The following is a 15,629-nucleotide window of genomic DNA, read 5'->3' on the forward strand; positions in this document are numbered from 1 at the left end:
GCGGGCGGCGCGATGGCTGGCGCGGGCGTCCGCTGTTGCGTACCTTGTCGTGCACTTCGTGGGCGCCGCGGCGGCGCCACCCTCGTGTATGTGCTGTGCCTGCTGGTGATTATCTTGTTGCTGGGCATATCGGCGGCGCAGATGGCCTTGCAGGGCGAAAAGGCGGCACGGGGCGAGCGCGACAGGCAGATCGCGTTTCAGGCGGCGGAGGAGGCATTGGTGGATGCGCAAAACGATATCGAAGGCTTGCCCGGCGCACCGGGGCGCAGCAGCCTCTTCGCACCTGGCAGTGCGGCAGGGTTTGCGGACGGCTGCGGCGAAGGGGGAGCACTGGGCCTGTGCCTGCCGGCAGCCCCGGGTGCGCCGGCACTCTGGCTGAGCACGGACCTGGATGGTGCCGCAGGGGGCAGCCGCACCGTGCCGTACGGCCAGTTTACGGGTGCCGCCATGCAGACGGGGCAGGGTTTCCTGCCGTCGCGCCGGCCCAGCTACCTCATTGAATTGCTGCCGTTTCATCCGCCCGGCGCGCAGGCCACGGCAGTGGCCAGTGGTCTGGCCACGGAAAGCTATGTGTACCGCATCACGGCCATCGGTTTTGGTGCGCAGGAAAGCACGCAAGTCGTGCTGCAAAGCTACTACCGCAAGCAGGCGGCTGGAGCGGGGCAATGAGGGCTTTGCCGTCCGCTTTCTCGTCCGCGCTGCGCTGCTCCGGCTGGGCCTGGCTGCTGGTGGCTGGCCTGATTTGCCGTAGTGTCCTTGCCGCCGCTCCCCCGGTGACATTGGCGCGGGCCGACGCGGGCTTGCACGGCGCCAGGGTGCCGCCGAATCTGCTGCTCAACCTGTCCCTCACGCACGCTGCCGCCGCTGCCGCGTATGGCAGCGACTATGCGCCGCAGCGCGAGTATCAAGGTTATTTCCATGCCCGCATGTGCTACAGCTATCCATATCGCAGCAAGGACGGCGTCATGCTGCCGGACTTGCGCGTAGCGACCGCTTACTTCTCCGTGCTGAAACCGGCCGATGCGCTGCACGGCTGCGGCGGCGATAGTTTCAGCGGCAACTTTCTCAACTGGGCCAGTGCCAGCATGCTCGACATCGTGCGCTATGCCCTGACGGGCGGCGACCGCGTCATCGACGAGTTGCGCAAGACGGTGCTGCAGCGCGCCTATTTGCCCGATGCCGACAGCCCCATCGACTTTTTTGCCCACCCCGTTTTTTTCCCGCGCAAGGTCTTGCAGACTGGCGTGGCGGCGGCGACACCATTTGCGTTGGCGCAACTGGCCATCGTTTCTTGCCGTAATCGCCTGTTGTTCGGCGACGCCAGTTTGCCTCCGGGCGGCAATTGCGACGCGCCTGGGGCCGCCGCCACGCACGGCGTGTTCCTCGCGCGCGTGCGCGTGTGCGACGCTGATGAGGGGCCGCTGCGCGACGACTTGTGCCTGGCGTATGGCAAGAACTACAAGCCGGTGGGCGCCGTGCAGCGCCATGGCGGCAGGGTGCGCGTGGGCGTGTTTGGCCATTTGAACGGCCTGCCTGCAAGCGCCGGCGCCGTGTATGGCGGCGTGCTGCGCGCGCCGCTGGCCCACGTGGGACAGCAGCGCTGGATGGCGCCCGACTTTATGCCGCAAGACAATACCGGCGCCGAGTGGCACCCCGCCACTGGCGTGTATGCGGTTCAAGCTGCGGCCCAAGGCGCGAGCCCTGGCGGCGGGGTGACCGCTTACATCAATGGCCTGGGCCGTGGCAACGCCGGGCATCCCGGCGCGTACGCCAGCGCGGCGCCGCTGGCTGAATTGCTGTACGAATCGCTGCGCTATCTGCAGGGGCGGCAAGCGAGCGCCATCGTGCCACCCGCTACGGCACCGCCTGCCATCGACGACGGCTTGCCGGTCGTGACGCAATGGAGCGACCCGCAAACGGCCAGTTGCCAGCGTCACATCGTCGTCAGTCTCGGCGATGCGGGCATGGCGGGTGACCGCTACGTGCCCGGCAACGTCCCGGCGACTCCCGCATCAAACGGCGACCGCGCCCGCGCGCCGGACAGTTTTGCGCCGCCCCCGTTCGATGTCATGGCCTGGACGCATGCGGTGGGCAGCCTGGAAAGCGGTGGCGCGCAAGGCAATCCCGCGCCACGGCCCGAACTGGCGGCACTGGAATTGCTGGCCGAGGGGGCGGGCGGCGCCAGCTACCATGCGGCAGGACTGGCCTACTGGTCGCATGTGCAGGCCCTGCGTCCCGGCGGCAAGAGCGACGGCATGGCGAATGTCGAGCACTATGCGGGCGACTTGCGCCAGGGCGACCCGGCCGGCGAATCGGCCGCCACTCCCGCCGCTACGCCCTTGTTATTGGCGGCCAAGTATGGCGGCTTTCTCGATGCCAATGGCGATGCCAACCCCTTCAAGAGCGCGACTGGCAGCGCGCTGAGCGAGTGGAGCCTGGATGGCCGCTGGCCCGCCCATTACCTGCCCGGCAGCGACCCGGCCGCCCTGATCGGGGGACTGCGCGCAGCCTTTGCGGCCGCCGACAAGGGTAGCTTGCCGGCGACGCTCGCCGGGCCGGCCCTGATGGCGCTGGCCAGCGGCACGGAAGAGGCTTACTGGTTCCAGACGCAGATACGCCTGGCCGATGGCAGCATGACCTTGTCGCGCACCGCATTTGCCGTGGGGGGCGATGGCGCACTGCTTCCCGGCAAGCCATGGTGGCGCACGGGCGGGCAGGAGCAGGTCGCGCCAGATGGAACGCCGGCGGCCTTGCGTCCCGTCTACACGCTCGACGCCAAGGGCGCCCTGATGCCGCTGGCCTGGAAGCGGCTCGATACGGAGCAGCGCGGCGCATTCGACGGCGGCGATGGACGAGGGGAAGCGCGCCTGGCGTATCTGCTGGGCCAGCGCACGTATGAGGTAGGCCAGCCGGGCGGCTTCCTGCGCCGCCGCACAGGCAGCCTGGGAGCCGCGCCGCATGGCAATTTGCTGTACGTGGGCGCACCGGGGCTGGGCATGCCGGGGGCAGGCTATGGCTTGCACCGCAAGGCGCTGTTGCAGCGGCGCAAAATGCTGTACCTGGGCGCCAACGATGGCTTGCTGCATGCCTACGATGCGCGCACGGGCAGCGAATTGTTTGCCTATCTGCCGCAAGCGCTGCTGCACCTTGCGCCAGCCGCTGCGAGTACTCACTACAGCCCCGGCCCGCTGCTCGATGGTGCGGCGGCCACGGCGGAAGTGCTGGCGCTGGGGCATTGGAAGACGGTACTGGTATCGGGCATGGGTGGCGGGGCGCAAGGCGTGTTTGCGCTCGACATCACGGATCCGGCCCGCTTCGCGCAAGACGGAGCGCTGTGGGAGTTTACGGACCGTGACGACAGGCTCATGGGCAACGTGCGCGCGCCGCCCAGCTTTGCCCGCATCAACATGGGCGGCAAGGAGGGCGCGCCAGCCTACCGCGATTTTGCCATCGTCGCCAGCGGCTACAACAACCAGGTGGATGATGGCAAGGACACGACGGCGCCCGCATCGGCCGCCGCCATTTTCCTGCTGGCGCTGGACAAGGCGCCCGGCACGCCTTGGGTGTTGGGAAGTAATTACTTCCGCCTCAAGGTGCCGGTGGCCAGCGGTGGTGGTGGCGATGGCGGCCATGACACTGATGCGGGCGCGAACGCGGGCGCTGACGCCATGCCCCACGCGCTGGGTCCGCCCGTCGTGGTGCCGGGCGGCGACGGCGCGCTGGCTTATCTATATGCGGGCGATTTGCAGGGCAATATCTGGCGCCTCGACATGGCTGGCGGGCCGCCGTGGAAAGAGGGGGCAGGACGCAAGCTCGTCTTTGTCGCGCGCGATGCGCAGGGCAGGCGCCAGCCCGTGACGCAGCAGCTGAACGTGGCCTACGCGCCCGGTGGCGGCTATCTGCTGCTGTTCGGCACGGGCAAACTGGTCGAAGCGGCCGATACCTCACCTTCCGCCTTTTTGTCGCAATCGTTTTATGCCGTGCATGACGACTTGCGGGAGTCGTCTCCCACGCGCAGCCGGGCTGATTTGGAACAGCGCGGCCTGGGTGAGGCGGTGGGCGGCGTGCGCGTCGATGGCGCCGAGCTGCGCTATACAGGCAGCGACGCCATGCGCGGCTGGTACCTCGATTTCCTCAATACCGCTCAAACGGGTGAACGCAGCATCAACAGTCCCGTACTGGCCGCCGGCAAGTTGCTGTTCAACACCGTCCTGCCCGGGCGCGATCCTTGCGCCAAGCCGGCCACGCGCCTGTACGTGCTTGATGTGCTGAGCGGCTTTGCCGCCGATGGCGCCGGTGTCGTGCAGGCGGGTGCGCAGACGGGGCGCTTGTTCGACGGCCTGGCGCGCGCGCCGCCGCTGGCGCTGGAATTGAACAGCACGGTGGGTGCCGCGACGGCGACGGGGCGGGCCGAGGGGCGCAAGGAACTGGCGGTGCTGCAGCCTGGCTTGCCTGGCGCAGCCAGTGGAACGGGACTCAAGGTCGTCAGCGCACCGCTGCCGGCCCGGCGCCTCAGTTGGCGCGAAGTGGCGAACTGGCGCGAATTGCACGAGGCGGCCAAGAAAAAATAGGCCCAGTGAGGCTGGCGCATCGCATCGGCGGCGATTTCAGGAAAGACGGGAGGTCATATGGGCGTGGTAGCAAGCCAGAACGGTCCCGCTGCAAACGGTGGTGCTCCTGCTGCCACACGGGGCTTCAGCCTGATCGAACTGCTGTCCGCGCTGGCGATCATGAGCCTGTTGCTGGCGCTGGCCGTGCCCGCCTATCACGGCCATGTCGTGCGCGCCAAGCGGGTGCAGGGACAGGCGGCCCTGCTGCGGCTGATGCAGCAGCAGGAGCGCTATTATTCGCAAAACAACCGCTATCTGGCATTTTCCTCCGCGTCGCCGTCGTCGCAAGTGCAGCAGTTTCCATGGTGGTCTGGCGACGGGGGCGCGGCCGGCAGCGCGTATGAAATCGAGGCGCTGGCTTGTCCCGGCCTGGCGATCGGGCAATGCGTGCTGTTGCGCGCGATGCCGGGCACGTCCAAGGTCGATGCGCATTTCCAGGATGCCGATTGCGGCGTGTTGTCCTTGAGCAGCACGGGTCAGCGCGGCAGCAGCGGCCCGTCCAGCCACTGCTGGCCCTAGGCCACGGCCATGCACAAGTGCTCACCGCGGATTGGGCACGCCTTCGGGGACACCGTCGGGCATACCCTGCCTGAATTGCTGGCCGTGCTGGCGATTGCCGCGTTGCTGGCGGCCGCTGCCATGCCCAGCCTGCAGCAGGTGCTGGCACGTCAGCAGGTGCGCGCGGCGGCCACGGACTTGTTTTCGGCCATCGAATTGACGCGGGCAGAGGCGATGGCGCGGGGACAGCGCGTGCTGCTGATGCCGGCCGGCGCCGGTGGCGTGGACTGGCGTAAGGGCTGGCTGATATTCATCGACCGCAATGCCAACCTGGCGTTCGATGGCGATGACGAATTGCTGTTCCGCCAGGGGCCGCTGCCGGCGGGCATCACGGCCCAGTTCGCGTTTTCGTCGGCCACGGCGCCGTTTTATATCGCCTACAATGGCGCAGGACGCAGTTGCAGCGCGACCAATAGCCTGGCGGCGCGCTGGGGTACCTTGTCCCTGGCTTTGGGAAAGCAGGTACGGCATATTAAAATCAATATGCTGGGCAGGGTGCGCGTGTGCGACCCGCAGCAGCAGCCGGCCAATTGCAGCGGCGTGGCCGACAGTTCGTAACCCGACTCACCTATCACTCACTAGCAAAGAAGCCCGTGGAAATACTCAACGATATCGATGGCATGCGCCTGGCGCTGGAATGGGCGGCGCGCGGTTTGTACACGACCTCGCCCAATCCCCGCATCGGCTGCGTGATCGTCAGGGATGGCCAGGTGATCGGCGCCGGCGTGACGCAGGCGGCCGGGCAGGATCATGCCGAAGTACAAGCGCTGGCCAATGCGGCGGCGCGCGGCAACGATGTGCGCGGCGCCACCGCCTATGTCACCCTGGAACCGTGCAACCACCACGGCCGCACGCCGCCATGCTCCGATGCGCTCGTGCGCGCGGGGCTGGGGCGCGTCGTGGCCGCCATGACGGACCCGAACCCGCTAGTGGCGGGGCAGGGACTGGCCAAGCTGGAGGCGGCCGGCATCGCCGTCACCACGGGCGTGCTGGCCGACGAGGCATATGAATTGAATATCGGCTTCTTTTCGCGCATGCAGCGCGGCAAGCCGTGGGTGCGCATGAAAACGGCAGCCAGCCTGGACGGCATGACAGCCTTGCACAACGGGCAAAGCCAGTGGATCACCGGGCCGCAAGCGCGCGCCGACGGCCACGCCTGGCGCGCGCGCGCCTGCGCCATCCTGACGGGCATCGGCACCGTCAAGGCGGACGATCCGCAATTGAACGTGCGCGCCGTCGAGACGCCGCGCCAGCCGCGCCGCATCGTCGTCGACAGCCGGCTCGACATCAGCCCCGACGCGCGCATCCTGCAAGGGGGCGGCACGTGGATCGTTGCGGCCGTGGCCAACCCGGAAAAGGAAGCGCAGTTGCAGGCGCTCGGCGCGGAAGTCATCATGCTGCCGAACGCGGCCGGCAAGGTCGACCTGGCCGCGCTGATGCTGGAACTGGGACGCCGGCAATGCAATGAAGTCCACGTTGAGGCCGGTTCCAAACTGAACGGCTCGCTGATCCGCGAAGGCTGCGTCGACGAGCTGCTGGTCTACCTGGCGCCGACCTTGCTGGGCGATGCGCAAGGCATGTTTGCCTTGCCCCCATTGACGGATATCAAGCAGCAGCACACTTTGCAATTTCACCAGGTTCAGCAAGTGGGCGAAGATTTGCGTATCCTTGCAAGATTCGCCCAGCGCAATTAATACTTTCATACTTTTATAGGGTTAGTTCATGTTTACAGGAATTGTTGCCGCCATCGGCAAGATTGAAACCGTGCAACCGCTCGACGGCGGCCTCGATGCAGGCGTGCGCCTGAACATCCACGCGGGCGGCTTGCCGCTGGCTGACGTGGCCCTGGGCGATTCGATCGCCATCAATGGCGCCTGCATGACGGTGGTGGAAAAGTCGGACACGGGTTTTGCCGTCGATGTCTCGCGCGAAAGCCTCAATTGCACCGTGGGCCTCGATACCACCACGGAAGTGAACCTGGAAAAAGCCCTGACCCTGGCCGAGCGCCTGGGTGGCCATCTGGTCTCCGGCCACGTCGACGGCCTGGGCATCGTGCGCAAGTTCGAAGCCGTGGGCGAATCGTGGGAACTGGTGATCGAGGCGCCGCACGAGCTGGCGAAATACCTGGCCTTCAAGGGTTCCGTCGTCGTCAATGGCGTGTCCCTGACCGTCAACCGCGTGGAAGACCTGGGCGCGGGCGCCGTCAACGGCTGCCGCTTCTCGATCAACCTGATCCCGCACACGATCGCCATGACGACCCTGAAACACTTGACGGTCGATGGCAAGGTCAACCTGGAAATCGACCTGATCGCCCGCTACGTCGAACGCATGCTGTCGCTGGACAAGGCTGCCGCTTAACACTACAGCTTGAAGCAACACACTCGCTGCCCTGCCAAGCGTGTGTTGCTTTTCTTTCAGACGCGCATACTATGAAGCTTTCCGCAGTGGAGGCTAGCCATGGACCCGATTTCGCGCGCAACCGTGCCCAACACCATCCCGGCCACGTCCCGCGTGGGCGCAACGGCGCCGCTGCCGCCTGTACTGCCCGTGCCGCCTTCCAGCGCGGCGGCTGCTCTTGCCATCCTGTCATCGACCCAGGTCGACATCTCCCCGCTGGGCCAGTTCCTGTCCGGCGTGGCCTTGTCGCGCCGGCAACTGCTGGCTTTGCAGGGCGCCACGGAAGAGGCCAGGGCGGCAACTACTCCAGTGAATGTCAATGACGACTTGCTGGCGCTGGCTCGGCAGTTGACGGAATCGTTCGCCCAGCTGCAAACGAGCGGCATCGATGCCAGCCAGCTGGCGACGGCCGGCGATGCGCCGGGCAGCCTGGCGCAGCGCTACGATTTGCTGTCGGGCGACGGCACGACGGATGCGGCCGCCGCGCTGGCGCAGGACGGCAGCTTGCTCACGCAAGCGCAGCTGGCCCGCATCGGCATCGACTTGCGCAATGAAGATGTCGATGCGGTCATTTTGCAGGCCGCGTATGCGGCCGACAGCAATGCCACCCTGGATGCCTTGCAACAGGGAACGGACGTGCTGGCGCAGGTGGGCGCCGTGCTGGCCCAGCAGCAGGGCGCCCCGCTGGCTGCCGTGGTCGAAGCGGATTTGACGGGCGAAGCACTGCCGTCCAGCGCTCCGCAGGCCGAGCAGATGCAGGCCATCGACGAAGCGCCGTCGCAGACGGCCGCCATTGCGCAGCGACAACTGGAACTGCAGCAGCAACTGGAAGCGGAGGAGCTGAACCTGGACTTGCAGGAACTGCGGCCCCAGCCGCAGGCGCAATCAGCGGCCGATGCGGCGCAATTGCTGCAGACGCAGCGCACCGACAACCAGCGCGTCGATGCCCAGCGCCTGGACGCCGAACGCCTGGACAGCGAACGCATCAATACCGATCAGCAGGCGCAGCAGCAGGAAGCGGCGCGGGTGGACGAGCTGCGTCAGGGGCAAGTGCAGCAGCAGGGATTGCAGCAGCAGGCGCAAGCAGCGGCGGACGATGCGGCGCGGGCGCAGCTGGCCGCCAGCGACGCGCAGATGGCGGCCCAGGCGGCATCCGACCGGGCGCAGTCGCTGGCGCGCGCGGCGCAGGGGCAGGCCGATGCCGGCCTGGCGACGGCGCAAGCCCGGCTGGCCCAGCAAAATGCGCAGGCGCAAGAGCTGGCTGCGCAAAACGCGGGCCAGGCCGTGCCGCCGCCTTCATCGCAAGACCCGTCCGTGGCGGCGGCCATCGCCGCCTATAACCTGAACAATGCAGCCCTGAATCCCGGTTTGATGAACCGGCCATTGCCGGCCAGCGACTCGCGCCTGCCGCTGGTGGCGCCGGTGGCCCCCGTGGAACCCGTCAAGCCCGTGACGAAAATCTAGGGCTGCAGGGTAGCGTCCAGGGTAATGTTGGCTTTAAGCAGCTTCGACACGGGGCAGCCGGCCTTGGCCTTGCCCGTCAATTCCTCGAATTGAGCCTGGCTGGCGCCGGGGATCTTTGCCTTCAGGATCAAATGGACGGCCGTGATGGCAAAACCGTCGTCGACCTTGTCGAGGGTGACTTCGGCCGTCGTCTCCATCTTTTCCGCCGTCAGGCCCGCTTCGCCAAGGATCAGCGACAGGGCCATGGTGAAGCAGCCCGCGTGCGCGGCGCCGATCAATTCCTCGGGATTCGTGCCGGGCTTGCCTTCGAAGCGGCTGGCAAAGCCGTAGGGATATTCCTGCAAGGCGCCGCTGCGCGTGCTGATGGCGCCCTTGCCATCCTTGATGCCGCCTGACCAGATGGCCGATCCATTGGTTTTCATAGTGCCGCTCCTGTGTGGGGTGTCGCTGCGAGTGGGGCGTCAGCGCCGTGGCGGTGACTGGCTGATCTTATGCTCTTTGCAAGGCCGGCGGCGCGCGCCTTGCCGTCGCCGTATGCGCTGGATCAGGGAATGAGCGCTTTGCAGGGCAGGCGGTGGCGTCCGTGCCGCAAAGCTGTCTTATTTCAGGTCTGCAAGCGCTAAATCCTTTAAAATAGCAGGTTATAAGAAAATTCCCGGAAATCTGAGGAATATTCGCACTCGATGTTTCAGTTCGGTTTCAGTTTTTAGTTTCACTAACAACGCCAGGCAAAACCGTCGCGAGCGGAAGGAAGAGGTGGCTGAGAAGCGCAACCGTACGAAGGTACGGTGAGCATCGCAAGCCGCCTATACCGACGCGCAGCAGGTTTTGCCGGGCGTCATACGAGGATGAACAATGTCTATATCCAGCACCGAAGAGATCGTCGCTGAATTGCGCGCCGGCCGCATGGTGATACTGGTCGATGAAGAAGACCGGGAAAATGAAGGCGATCTGGTGCTTGCCGCCGATTTCGTGACGCCTGAAGCCATCAATTTCATGATCACGCATGCGCGTGGCCTGGTCTGCCTGACCCTGACGGAAGAGCGTTGCGACGAGCTGAACTTGTCGATGATGACGTCGCGCAACGGCACCGCCTACGGCACCAATTTCACCGTGTCCATCGAAGCGGCCGAAGGCGTGACGACGGGCATTTCCGCCGCCGACCGCGCCAAGACCATCCAGGTGGCCGTAGCCAAGGGCACGCAGCCCAGCGATATCGTCCAGCCTGGCCATATCTTCCCGCTGAAAGCGCAAAAAGGCGGCGTGCTGATGCGCGCAGGCCATACGGAAGCCGGTTGCGACCTGACGGCCATGGCCGGCTTGACGCCCGCCTCCGTGATTTGCGAAATCATGAAGGACGACGGCACCATGGCACGCCTGCCGGACTTGCTGGTCTTTGCTGAGCAGCATGGCTTGAAAATCGGCACGATTGCCGACCTGATCCATTACCGCAGCCAGACGGAATCGCTGGTCGAGCGCGTTGCCGAGCGCACCTTGCACACGGCGCACGGCGAATTCCGCCTGATCGCCTTCCGCGACAAGCCCAGCGCGTCGGCCCACCTGGCCCTCGTGCATGGCGATTTGGCGCCCGGTCTGGAAGCCCTGGTGCGCGTGCACCAGCCCGTTTCCCTGCTGGACGTGCTGGAAAGCGAAGCGACCACCCACTCGTGGACGGTGGCTGCCTCGATGGCCGCCATCAAGCAGGCCGAGCGGGGCGTGATGGTCTTGCTGAACTGCGGCGAGACGTCGGGCGAGCTGTTTGCCCAGTTCGCCGCGCTCGATACGCCGCAAGCCAAGCCGAAAGGCCGCGCCGCCAGCATGGACTTGCGCAGTTACGGCATCGGCGCGCAAATCCTGCGCGACCTGGGCGTGAGCAAGATGCAATTGCTGGCCAGCCCCCGCAAGATGCCGTCGATGGCCGGGTTCGACCTGGAAGTGACGGGTTTTCAGTGCCATCCAGGCCAGGACGCCTAACTAAATTTACTGCGCGTCGCGATTTGCGGCCTGTGATGCTCACTGTACCTTCGTACAGTTGCGCTTCTCGACCACAACTCGCTGCCGCTCGCTACGATTTTGTCAGGCGTCGATGTAGATTAAATGATGGCGGCATGTGCATGTCGCCCTGAACCACCAGATTAAAGAGGCATATGATGAGCGTAGGAACATACGAAACCAATTTTGCCGGCGAAGGTTTGCGCGTCGGTATCGTCCAGGCACGATTCAATGAAATCGTCGGTGGTGGCTTGCTGTCGGCATGCCTGGAAGAGTTGAGCAAGCTGGGCGTGGCCGATGAAGATATCCTGCACGTGACCGTGCCGGGCGCCCTGGAAATCCCACTGATTCTGCAAAAAATGGCGGAAACCGAGCAATTCGATGCCCTGATCGCACTGGGTGCCGTGATTCGCGGTGAAACCTACCACTTCGAGCTGGTATCGAACGAATCGGGCGCGGGCATCACGCGCGTCGGTCTCGATTACGGCATTCCCATCGCCAACGCAGTGTTGACGACCGAAAACGACGAGCAGGCGGAAGTGCGCATGCTGGTCAAGGGAGCAGAAGCGGCACGCGTGGCAGTGGAAATGGCCAATCTGGCGCAAGCGCTAGAAGAGTTGCAAGACACCGACGAAGACTAAGCGCGTGTGATAAGAATGCCATGGCTGCGTTGCAAGGCCTCGCCGTACTATCGTACTGCCTTCGGCCCCGCGCCTTGCCCTGACATCCTTCTCACGCACGCTTGAATTGCGGCTGCGCTACCTAAAAGCGCGCCGCAGTGTCTCGCCGGAATTTGTAGTGAACACGTATTTAAGAACAGGTAACAATCATGACTGAGAAAAATTTGCTCGCCAATCCCAGCAAAAACCGCACGCCGCGTCACCGCGCGCGCGAGTTTGCGCTGCAGGGCTTGTACCAGTGGCTGCTGAACAATGAAGACGCGACCACCGTCGTGAACAATATTCGCGCCGCGCATGGTTTCGACAAGGCCGATGGCGATCATTTCACGGTGCTGCTGTACGGCGCCATCAAGGATTCGCTGGCGCTGCGCGAAAGCATGGCACCCTTGATCGACCGCAATATCGCGGAACTGTCGCCCATCGAACACGGCATCCTGCTGATCGGTGCATTCGAGCTGAAGAACAACATGGAAATCCCGTACCGCGTCGTCATCAACGAAGCGGTCGAGCTGGCCAAGTCGTTTGGCGGTATCGATGGCCACAAGTATGTGAACGGCGTGCTGGACAAGCTGGCAGTGAAATTCCGCGAGGAAGAAGTGGGCGCCAACAAGCGCAAGTAATATATACAGCAGTTCCTGCGGCTGATGCTGCAGGGCAATAAAAAAGCCACCGGCACTTGCGTGCGGTGGCTTTTTTACTGGGTGCCGCTTTTTGGATGCCCCTGTGAGGGCTTTTAAAGGGTCACAGGCCGGCGATCTCGTTATGGGGCAATACTTTGATGGTGATGCCGCTTTCCGCTGCCGGGGCCTTGGCTGGCGCTGGCGTGTTCGATGCCATCACCGGCGTCGTGGTCGGCACGCGCTGGCCGGCCGACACTTGTTTCAGGCGGCGGTATTCAGCCAGCACGCGCGAGCCATAGCCCGAGTCGGTGGCGAAGTTGGCGGCGCCGACGTAGGTTTTGAGGCCCGCTTCGACGGAACCGCCACGCGTGACGTAGTCTTTCAGGATCAGGGAGCCGACGCGGATGTTGGCGACGGGATTCAGGGCTGCCTGCACGCCGCCCATTTCCTGGAAGCGCTCATGGTGCACTTTCGACATGACCTGCATCAAGCCTTGCGCGCCGACGGGGCTTTCCGCGAACGGGTTCAAGCCCGATTCGATGGCCATCACGGCCAGGATCAGCAGCGGGTCCAGCTTGATTTCACGGGCTGTCAGGTAGGCCGTCGAGACGAGCATATTGGTCGCATCGTTGGCTACGCGGTAGCGCTTGGAAAGCCAGTTGGTGACCCATTGCTGCTGCTTTTGCGTGCCCAGCAAGGCTTTTTCTTCCTTGCTCAGCGGTGCGTCGCTGGCGGCCGTTTGCACGGAAGCAGGCGCTTCCATCAGTGCCGACAGGGCCGGTGCTTCAACGGCTTGCGCCTCTGCCATCGGCAGCGGGAACAGGCTGTGCGTCAGTTGCTTGCCCAGGTCAGGGCGGAACATCAGCAGGGCGATCAGTGCGAGGGCGGAAATGCCGAAGACTGTCAGTGTGTGTTGTGCCGTGGTCAATACGCCACGTGCCGAAATGGCTTGTGCGCGGGCGCGCAAACGCGCCAACGCTGGCTGGCCAGCCACGGTTGAAGCAGGCAAAGCTGCTTCAGTGCTACGATGAGTCATAGAGTTCCCCGAAATGTCGCGTCAACAGACAGTCCCTCCGCGGTCTCGCGGTGTTGTGGGTACTGCCAATGCCGTGCATCAGAAATATCATCGTTTCCGCCGCGTATGGATGCGTGCGAGAAACGCCGTCATTGCTTGCTTGAGCTGATCGGTCCCGTTTTTGGTATTGGATCAGTCGCAATACAACTTTTACCGGGGGTAAGGCAGACGCCTTTTGAAAACACTCCTTAAAATGTCATGTGGAGCCCCGACTCCGTGAATGAAAGAGAAACGCTAAAATCAAGCTCTGGGCCGGCGTGCTCTTTCAAGTTGGGCGAATTGTAGAAGCCGTTTTATATCAAGTCAATACTAACGAATCGTTTCTTTATTACTTTTATGTCTTATTTTTTGACTTGCATTGTGCCAAAAGCCAATAAAATCAATTACTTGGCATAGATCCTTCAGCAACGGCGTCCGACGTCAAAAAAAATTAAAAACACATGAAATATTCAGATTTGCGAGATTTTATTTCTCAACTGCAACAAATGGGTGAACTTAAGCCCATTTCGACCCCCATTTCACCGATTTTGGAGATGACGGAAGTCTGCGACCGCACCTTGCGCGCGGGCGGACCGGCCTTGCTGTTCAACAATCCGACGGGATACGACATGCCGGTGCTGGGCAATCTGTTCGGCACCACGCGCCGCGTGGCGCTGGGCATGGGCGCGGAAGATGTGAGCGAGTTGCGCAAGATCGGCCATGTGCTGGCGCGGCTGAAGGAACCGGAGCCGCCGAAGGATTTCAAGGATCTGCTGGGCCTCGGTTCCTTGGTGAAATCCGTGTGGGACATGTCGCCGAAGGAGTTGCGCGGCGCGAAGTGCCAGGAAATCGTCTGGGAAGGCAACGACGTCGACCTGGCGCGCCTGCCGATCCAGCATTGCTGGCCCGGCGACGTCGCCCCTTTGATTACCTGGGGCCTGGTGATCACCAAGGGCCCGAACAAGAAGCGGCAAAACCTGGGCATCTACCGCCAGCAAGTGCTGGGGCGTAATAAGGTCATCATGCGCTGGCTGGCGCACCGGGGCGGGGCGCTGGACTTCCGCGAGCACGCGATCCAGAGCAAGGGCAAGCCGTATCCGATCGCCGTCGCGCTGGGCGCCGATCCCGCTACTATATTAGGGGCCGTCACGCCGGTGCCGGACAGCCTGTCCGAATACCAGTTCGCCGGCTTGCTGCGCGGCAGCCGCACGGAGCTGGTGAAGGCCATCGGCAGCGAGCTGCGCGTGCCCGCTTCCGCCGAAATCGTGCTCGAAGGCCATATCTACCCGGATGAAAACCATCCGAGCGGCTACGAGCACGCGCTGGAAGGGCCGTATGGCGATCACACGGGCTACTATAATGAGCAGGACAGTTTCCCCGTGTTTACCATCGACCGCATCACCATGCGCCGCGACCCGATCTACCACTCCACGTATACAGGCAAACCGCCGGACGAGCCGGCCGTGCTGGGCCTGGCCCTGAATGAAGTGTTCGTGCCGCTGCTGCAAAAGCAGTTCAGCGAAATCACGGACTTCTATCTGCCGCCCGAAGGCTGCAGCTACCGCATGGCCGTGGTGCAGATCAAGAAACAGTACGCGGGCCACGCCAAGCGCGTGATGTTCGGCGTGTGGAGCTTCCTGCGCCAGTTCATGTATACCAAGTTCATCGTGGTGGTCGATGAAGACGTGAATATCCGCGACTGGAAAGAAGTCATCTGGGCCATCACGACGCGGGTCGACCCCATCCGCGACACGACGCTGGTCGACAACACGCCCATCGATTACCTGGACTTCGCTTCGCCAGTCAGCGGCCTGGGCAGCAAGATGGGGATCGACGCGACGAATAAATGGCCGGGCGAAACGACGCGCGAGTGGGGCACGGTGATCGCCATGACGCCGGAAGTGAAGGCGAGGGTGGATGGCATCTGGCAAGAGCTGGGTTTGTAGGCGCTAAGTAGGTCGGGTTAGCGCTTGCGCGTAACCCGACGTTGCGGCGCTTGCATGTTCAGGGCCTGCGTAGTCAGCAGTGTCGGCTTACGGCCTGCGGCCTAAGCCGGCCTACGCATACAATGATCGCGTGCAGTACGGCAATTTCCCAATCTTGCGCAGGTCGGTTATAATTGTCCCTGGCGGGCCCCTGCGCATCGTGGCATGGCTAACCTGGTCAGGTCGGGAACGAAGCAGCCACGGCTATTAACCATGAGTGCCGCAGATCAGGCTCGCCTCCTTCGGGAATGTTTTATCAGGATCAACAA

13 protein-coding genes and 1 other RNA gene are annotated in these 15,629 nt (G+C 63.8%); 12 read left to right on the forward strand and 2 right to left on the reverse strand.

Annotation, left to right across the window (positions count from 1 at the left end; genetic code table 11):
* Nucleotides 1-12 precede the first annotated feature (12 nt).
* The 7 genes from CSQ91_RS00220 (at nucleotide 13) to CSQ91_RS00250 (ending at nucleotide 9,029) form a co-directional block, all read left to right on the forward strand.
* Nucleotides 13-669: a pilus assembly PilX family protein gene (locus CSQ91_RS00220; protein ID WP_099387063.1), complete on the forward strand. Its 657-nt coding sequence runs from the start codon at nucleotides 13-15 to the stop codon at nucleotides 667-669.
* Nucleotides 666-4,571, forward strand: a complete 3,906-nt coding sequence (locus CSQ91_RS00225) for a pilus assembly protein (RefSeq protein WP_099387064.1) — start codon at nucleotides 666-668, stop codon at nucleotides 4,569-4,571. Before CSQ91_RS00220 ends, CSQ91_RS00225 begins: the two co-directional genes overlap by 4 nt.
* A gap of 57 nt (nucleotides 4,572-4,628) precedes the next feature.
* The gene (locus CSQ91_RS00230; protein ID WP_099387065.1) at nucleotides 4,629-5,129 is read left to right on the forward strand and encodes a type IV pilin protein; all 501 of its coding nucleotides are present in this window, start codon (nucleotides 4,629-4,631) and stop codon (nucleotides 5,127-5,129) included.
* A gap of 9 nt (nucleotides 5,130-5,138) precedes the next feature.
* Entirely contained in the window at nucleotides 5,139-5,726 is a 588-nt protein-coding gene (locus tag CSQ91_RS00235) for a GspH/FimT family pseudopilin (RefSeq protein WP_257217178.1), read from the forward strand.
* 62 nt (nucleotides 5,727-5,788) lie between these two features.
* On the forward strand, nucleotides 5,789-6,862 hold the full coding sequence (gene ribD, locus CSQ91_RS00240) for a bifunctional diaminohydroxyphosphoribosylaminopyrimidine deaminase/5-amino-6-(5-phosphoribosylamino)uracil reductase RibD (protein WP_180278418.1): 1,074 nt from the start codon (nucleotides 5,789-5,791) through the stop codon (nucleotides 6,860-6,862).
* Nucleotides 6,863-6,890: 28 nt separating this feature from the next.
* A complete protein-coding gene (locus CSQ91_RS00245; protein ID WP_034786589.1) occupies nucleotides 6,891-7,526 on the forward strand; it encodes a riboflavin synthase in 636 nt (211 codons plus the stop codon).
* Nucleotides 7,527-7,625: 99 nt separating this feature from the next.
* Nucleotides 7,626-9,029: a hypothetical protein gene (locus CSQ91_RS00250; protein ID WP_099387067.1), complete on the forward strand. Its 1,404-nt coding sequence runs from the start codon at nucleotides 7,626-7,628 to the stop codon at nucleotides 9,027-9,029.
* Here the strand turns inward: CSQ91_RS00250 and CSQ91_RS00255 are convergent.
* Nucleotides 9,026-9,451 (reverse strand): OsmC family protein, encoded by a 426-nt coding sequence (locus CSQ91_RS00255; protein WP_034786592.1) that lies wholly within the window; start codon nucleotides 9,449-9,451, stop codon nucleotides 9,026-9,028. The genes CSQ91_RS00250 and CSQ91_RS00255 overlap by 4 nt on opposite strands.
* A 433-nt stretch (nucleotides 9,452-9,884) precedes the next feature.
* On the opposite strand from CSQ91_RS00255, the gene ribBA reads away from it, so the two are divergent.
* From ribBA to nusB, 3 genes are all read left to right on the forward strand, one after another.
* Nucleotides 9,885-11,003: a bifunctional 3,4-dihydroxy-2-butanone-4-phosphate synthase/GTP cyclohydrolase II gene (gene ribBA / locus CSQ91_RS00260; protein WP_034786594.1), complete on the forward strand. Its 1,119-nt coding sequence runs from the start codon at nucleotides 9,885-9,887 to the stop codon at nucleotides 11,001-11,003.
* 176 nt (nucleotides 11,004-11,179) lie between these two features.
* Entirely contained in the window at nucleotides 11,180-11,662 is a 483-nt protein-coding gene (ribH, locus tag CSQ91_RS00265) for a 6,7-dimethyl-8-ribityllumazine synthase (protein ID WP_034786791.1), read from the forward strand.
* A gap of 188 nt (nucleotides 11,663-11,850) precedes the next feature.
* Nucleotides 11,851-12,321 carry a transcription antitermination factor NusB gene (nusB, locus tag CSQ91_RS00270; protein WP_034786595.1) on the forward strand — a complete coding sequence of 157 codons (471 nt, stop codon included), beginning with the start codon at nucleotides 11,851-11,853 and terminating at the stop codon, nucleotides 12,319-12,321.
* A 121-nt stretch (nucleotides 12,322-12,442) separates the two neighbouring features.
* On the opposite strand, the gene CSQ91_RS00275 is transcribed toward nusB, so the two are convergent.
* The gene (locus CSQ91_RS00275) at nucleotides 12,443-13,357 is read right to left on the reverse strand and encodes a lytic transglycosylase domain-containing protein (RefSeq protein ID WP_052140520.1); all 915 of its coding nucleotides are present in this window, start codon (nucleotides 13,355-13,357) and stop codon (nucleotides 12,443-12,445) included.
* 479 nt (nucleotides 13,358-13,836) lie between these two features.
* Here CSQ91_RS00275 and ubiD point away from each other — a divergent pair, with 479 nt between their 5' ends.
* Nucleotides 13,837-15,321, forward strand: coding sequence for a 4-hydroxy-3-polyprenylbenzoate decarboxylase (gene ubiD, locus CSQ91_RS00280; RefSeq protein ID WP_099387068.1), 1,485 nt, complete (start codon nucleotides 13,837-13,839; stop codon nucleotides 15,319-15,321).
* 181 nt (nucleotides 15,322-15,502) lie between these two features.
* An RNA gene (gene ffs, locus CSQ91_RS00285) (signal recognition particle sRNA small type) lies at nucleotides 15,503-15,601 on the forward strand.
* Nucleotides 15,602-15,629: the final 28 nt, after the last annotated feature.

The sequence above is a fragment of the Janthinobacterium sp. BJB301 genome (assembly GCF_002735685.1).
Classification (GTDB): Bacteria; Pseudomonadota; Gammaproteobacteria; order Burkholderiales; family Burkholderiaceae_D; genus Janthinobacterium; species Janthinobacterium lividum.

Coding starts and splice junctions, on each gene's coding strand:
- ribH (WP_034786791.1), top strand. CDS start 11,180: ATGAGCGTAGGAACATACGAAACCAATTTTGCCGGCGAAGGTTTGCGC.
- CSQ91_RS00250 (WP_099387067.1), top strand. CDS start 7,626: ATGGACCCGATTTCGCGCGCAACCGTGCCCAACACCATCCCGGCCACG.
- ubiD (WP_099387068.1), top strand. CDS start 13,837: ATGAAATATTCAGATTTGCGAGATTTTATTTCTCAACTGCAACAAATG.
- CSQ91_RS00220 (WP_099387063.1), top strand. CDS start 13: ATGGCTGGCGCGGGCGTCCGCTGTTGCGTACCTTGTCGTGCACTTCGT.
- CSQ91_RS00255 (WP_034786592.1), bottom strand. CDS start 9,451: ATGAAAACCAATGGATCGGCCATCTGGTCAGGCGGCATCAAGGATGGC.
- CSQ91_RS00225 (WP_099387064.1), top strand. CDS start 666: ATGAGGGCTTTGCCGTCCGCTTTCTCGTCCGCGCTGCGCTGCTCCGGC.
- CSQ91_RS00275 (WP_052140520.1), bottom strand. CDS start 13,357: ATGACTCATCGTAGCACTGAAGCAGCTTTGCCTGCTTCAACCGTGGCT.
- nusB (WP_034786595.1), top strand. CDS start 11,851: ATGACTGAGAAAAATTTGCTCGCCAATCCCAGCAAAAACCGCACGCCG.
- ribBA (WP_034786594.1), top strand. CDS start 9,885: ATGTCTATATCCAGCACCGAAGAGATCGTCGCTGAATTGCGCGCCGGC.
- CSQ91_RS00230 (WP_099387065.1), top strand. CDS start 4,629: ATGGGCGTGGTAGCAAGCCAGAACGGTCCCGCTGCAAACGGTGGTGCT.
- CSQ91_RS00245 (WP_034786589.1), top strand. CDS start 6,891: ATGTTTACAGGAATTGTTGCCGCCATCGGCAAGATTGAAACCGTGCAA.
- CSQ91_RS00235 (WP_257217178.1), top strand. CDS start 5,139: ATGCACAAGTGCTCACCGCGGATTGGGCACGCCTTCGGGGACACCGTC.
- ribD (WP_180278418.1), top strand. CDS start 5,789: ATGCGCCTGGCGCTGGAATGGGCGGCGCGCGGTTTGTACACGACCTCG.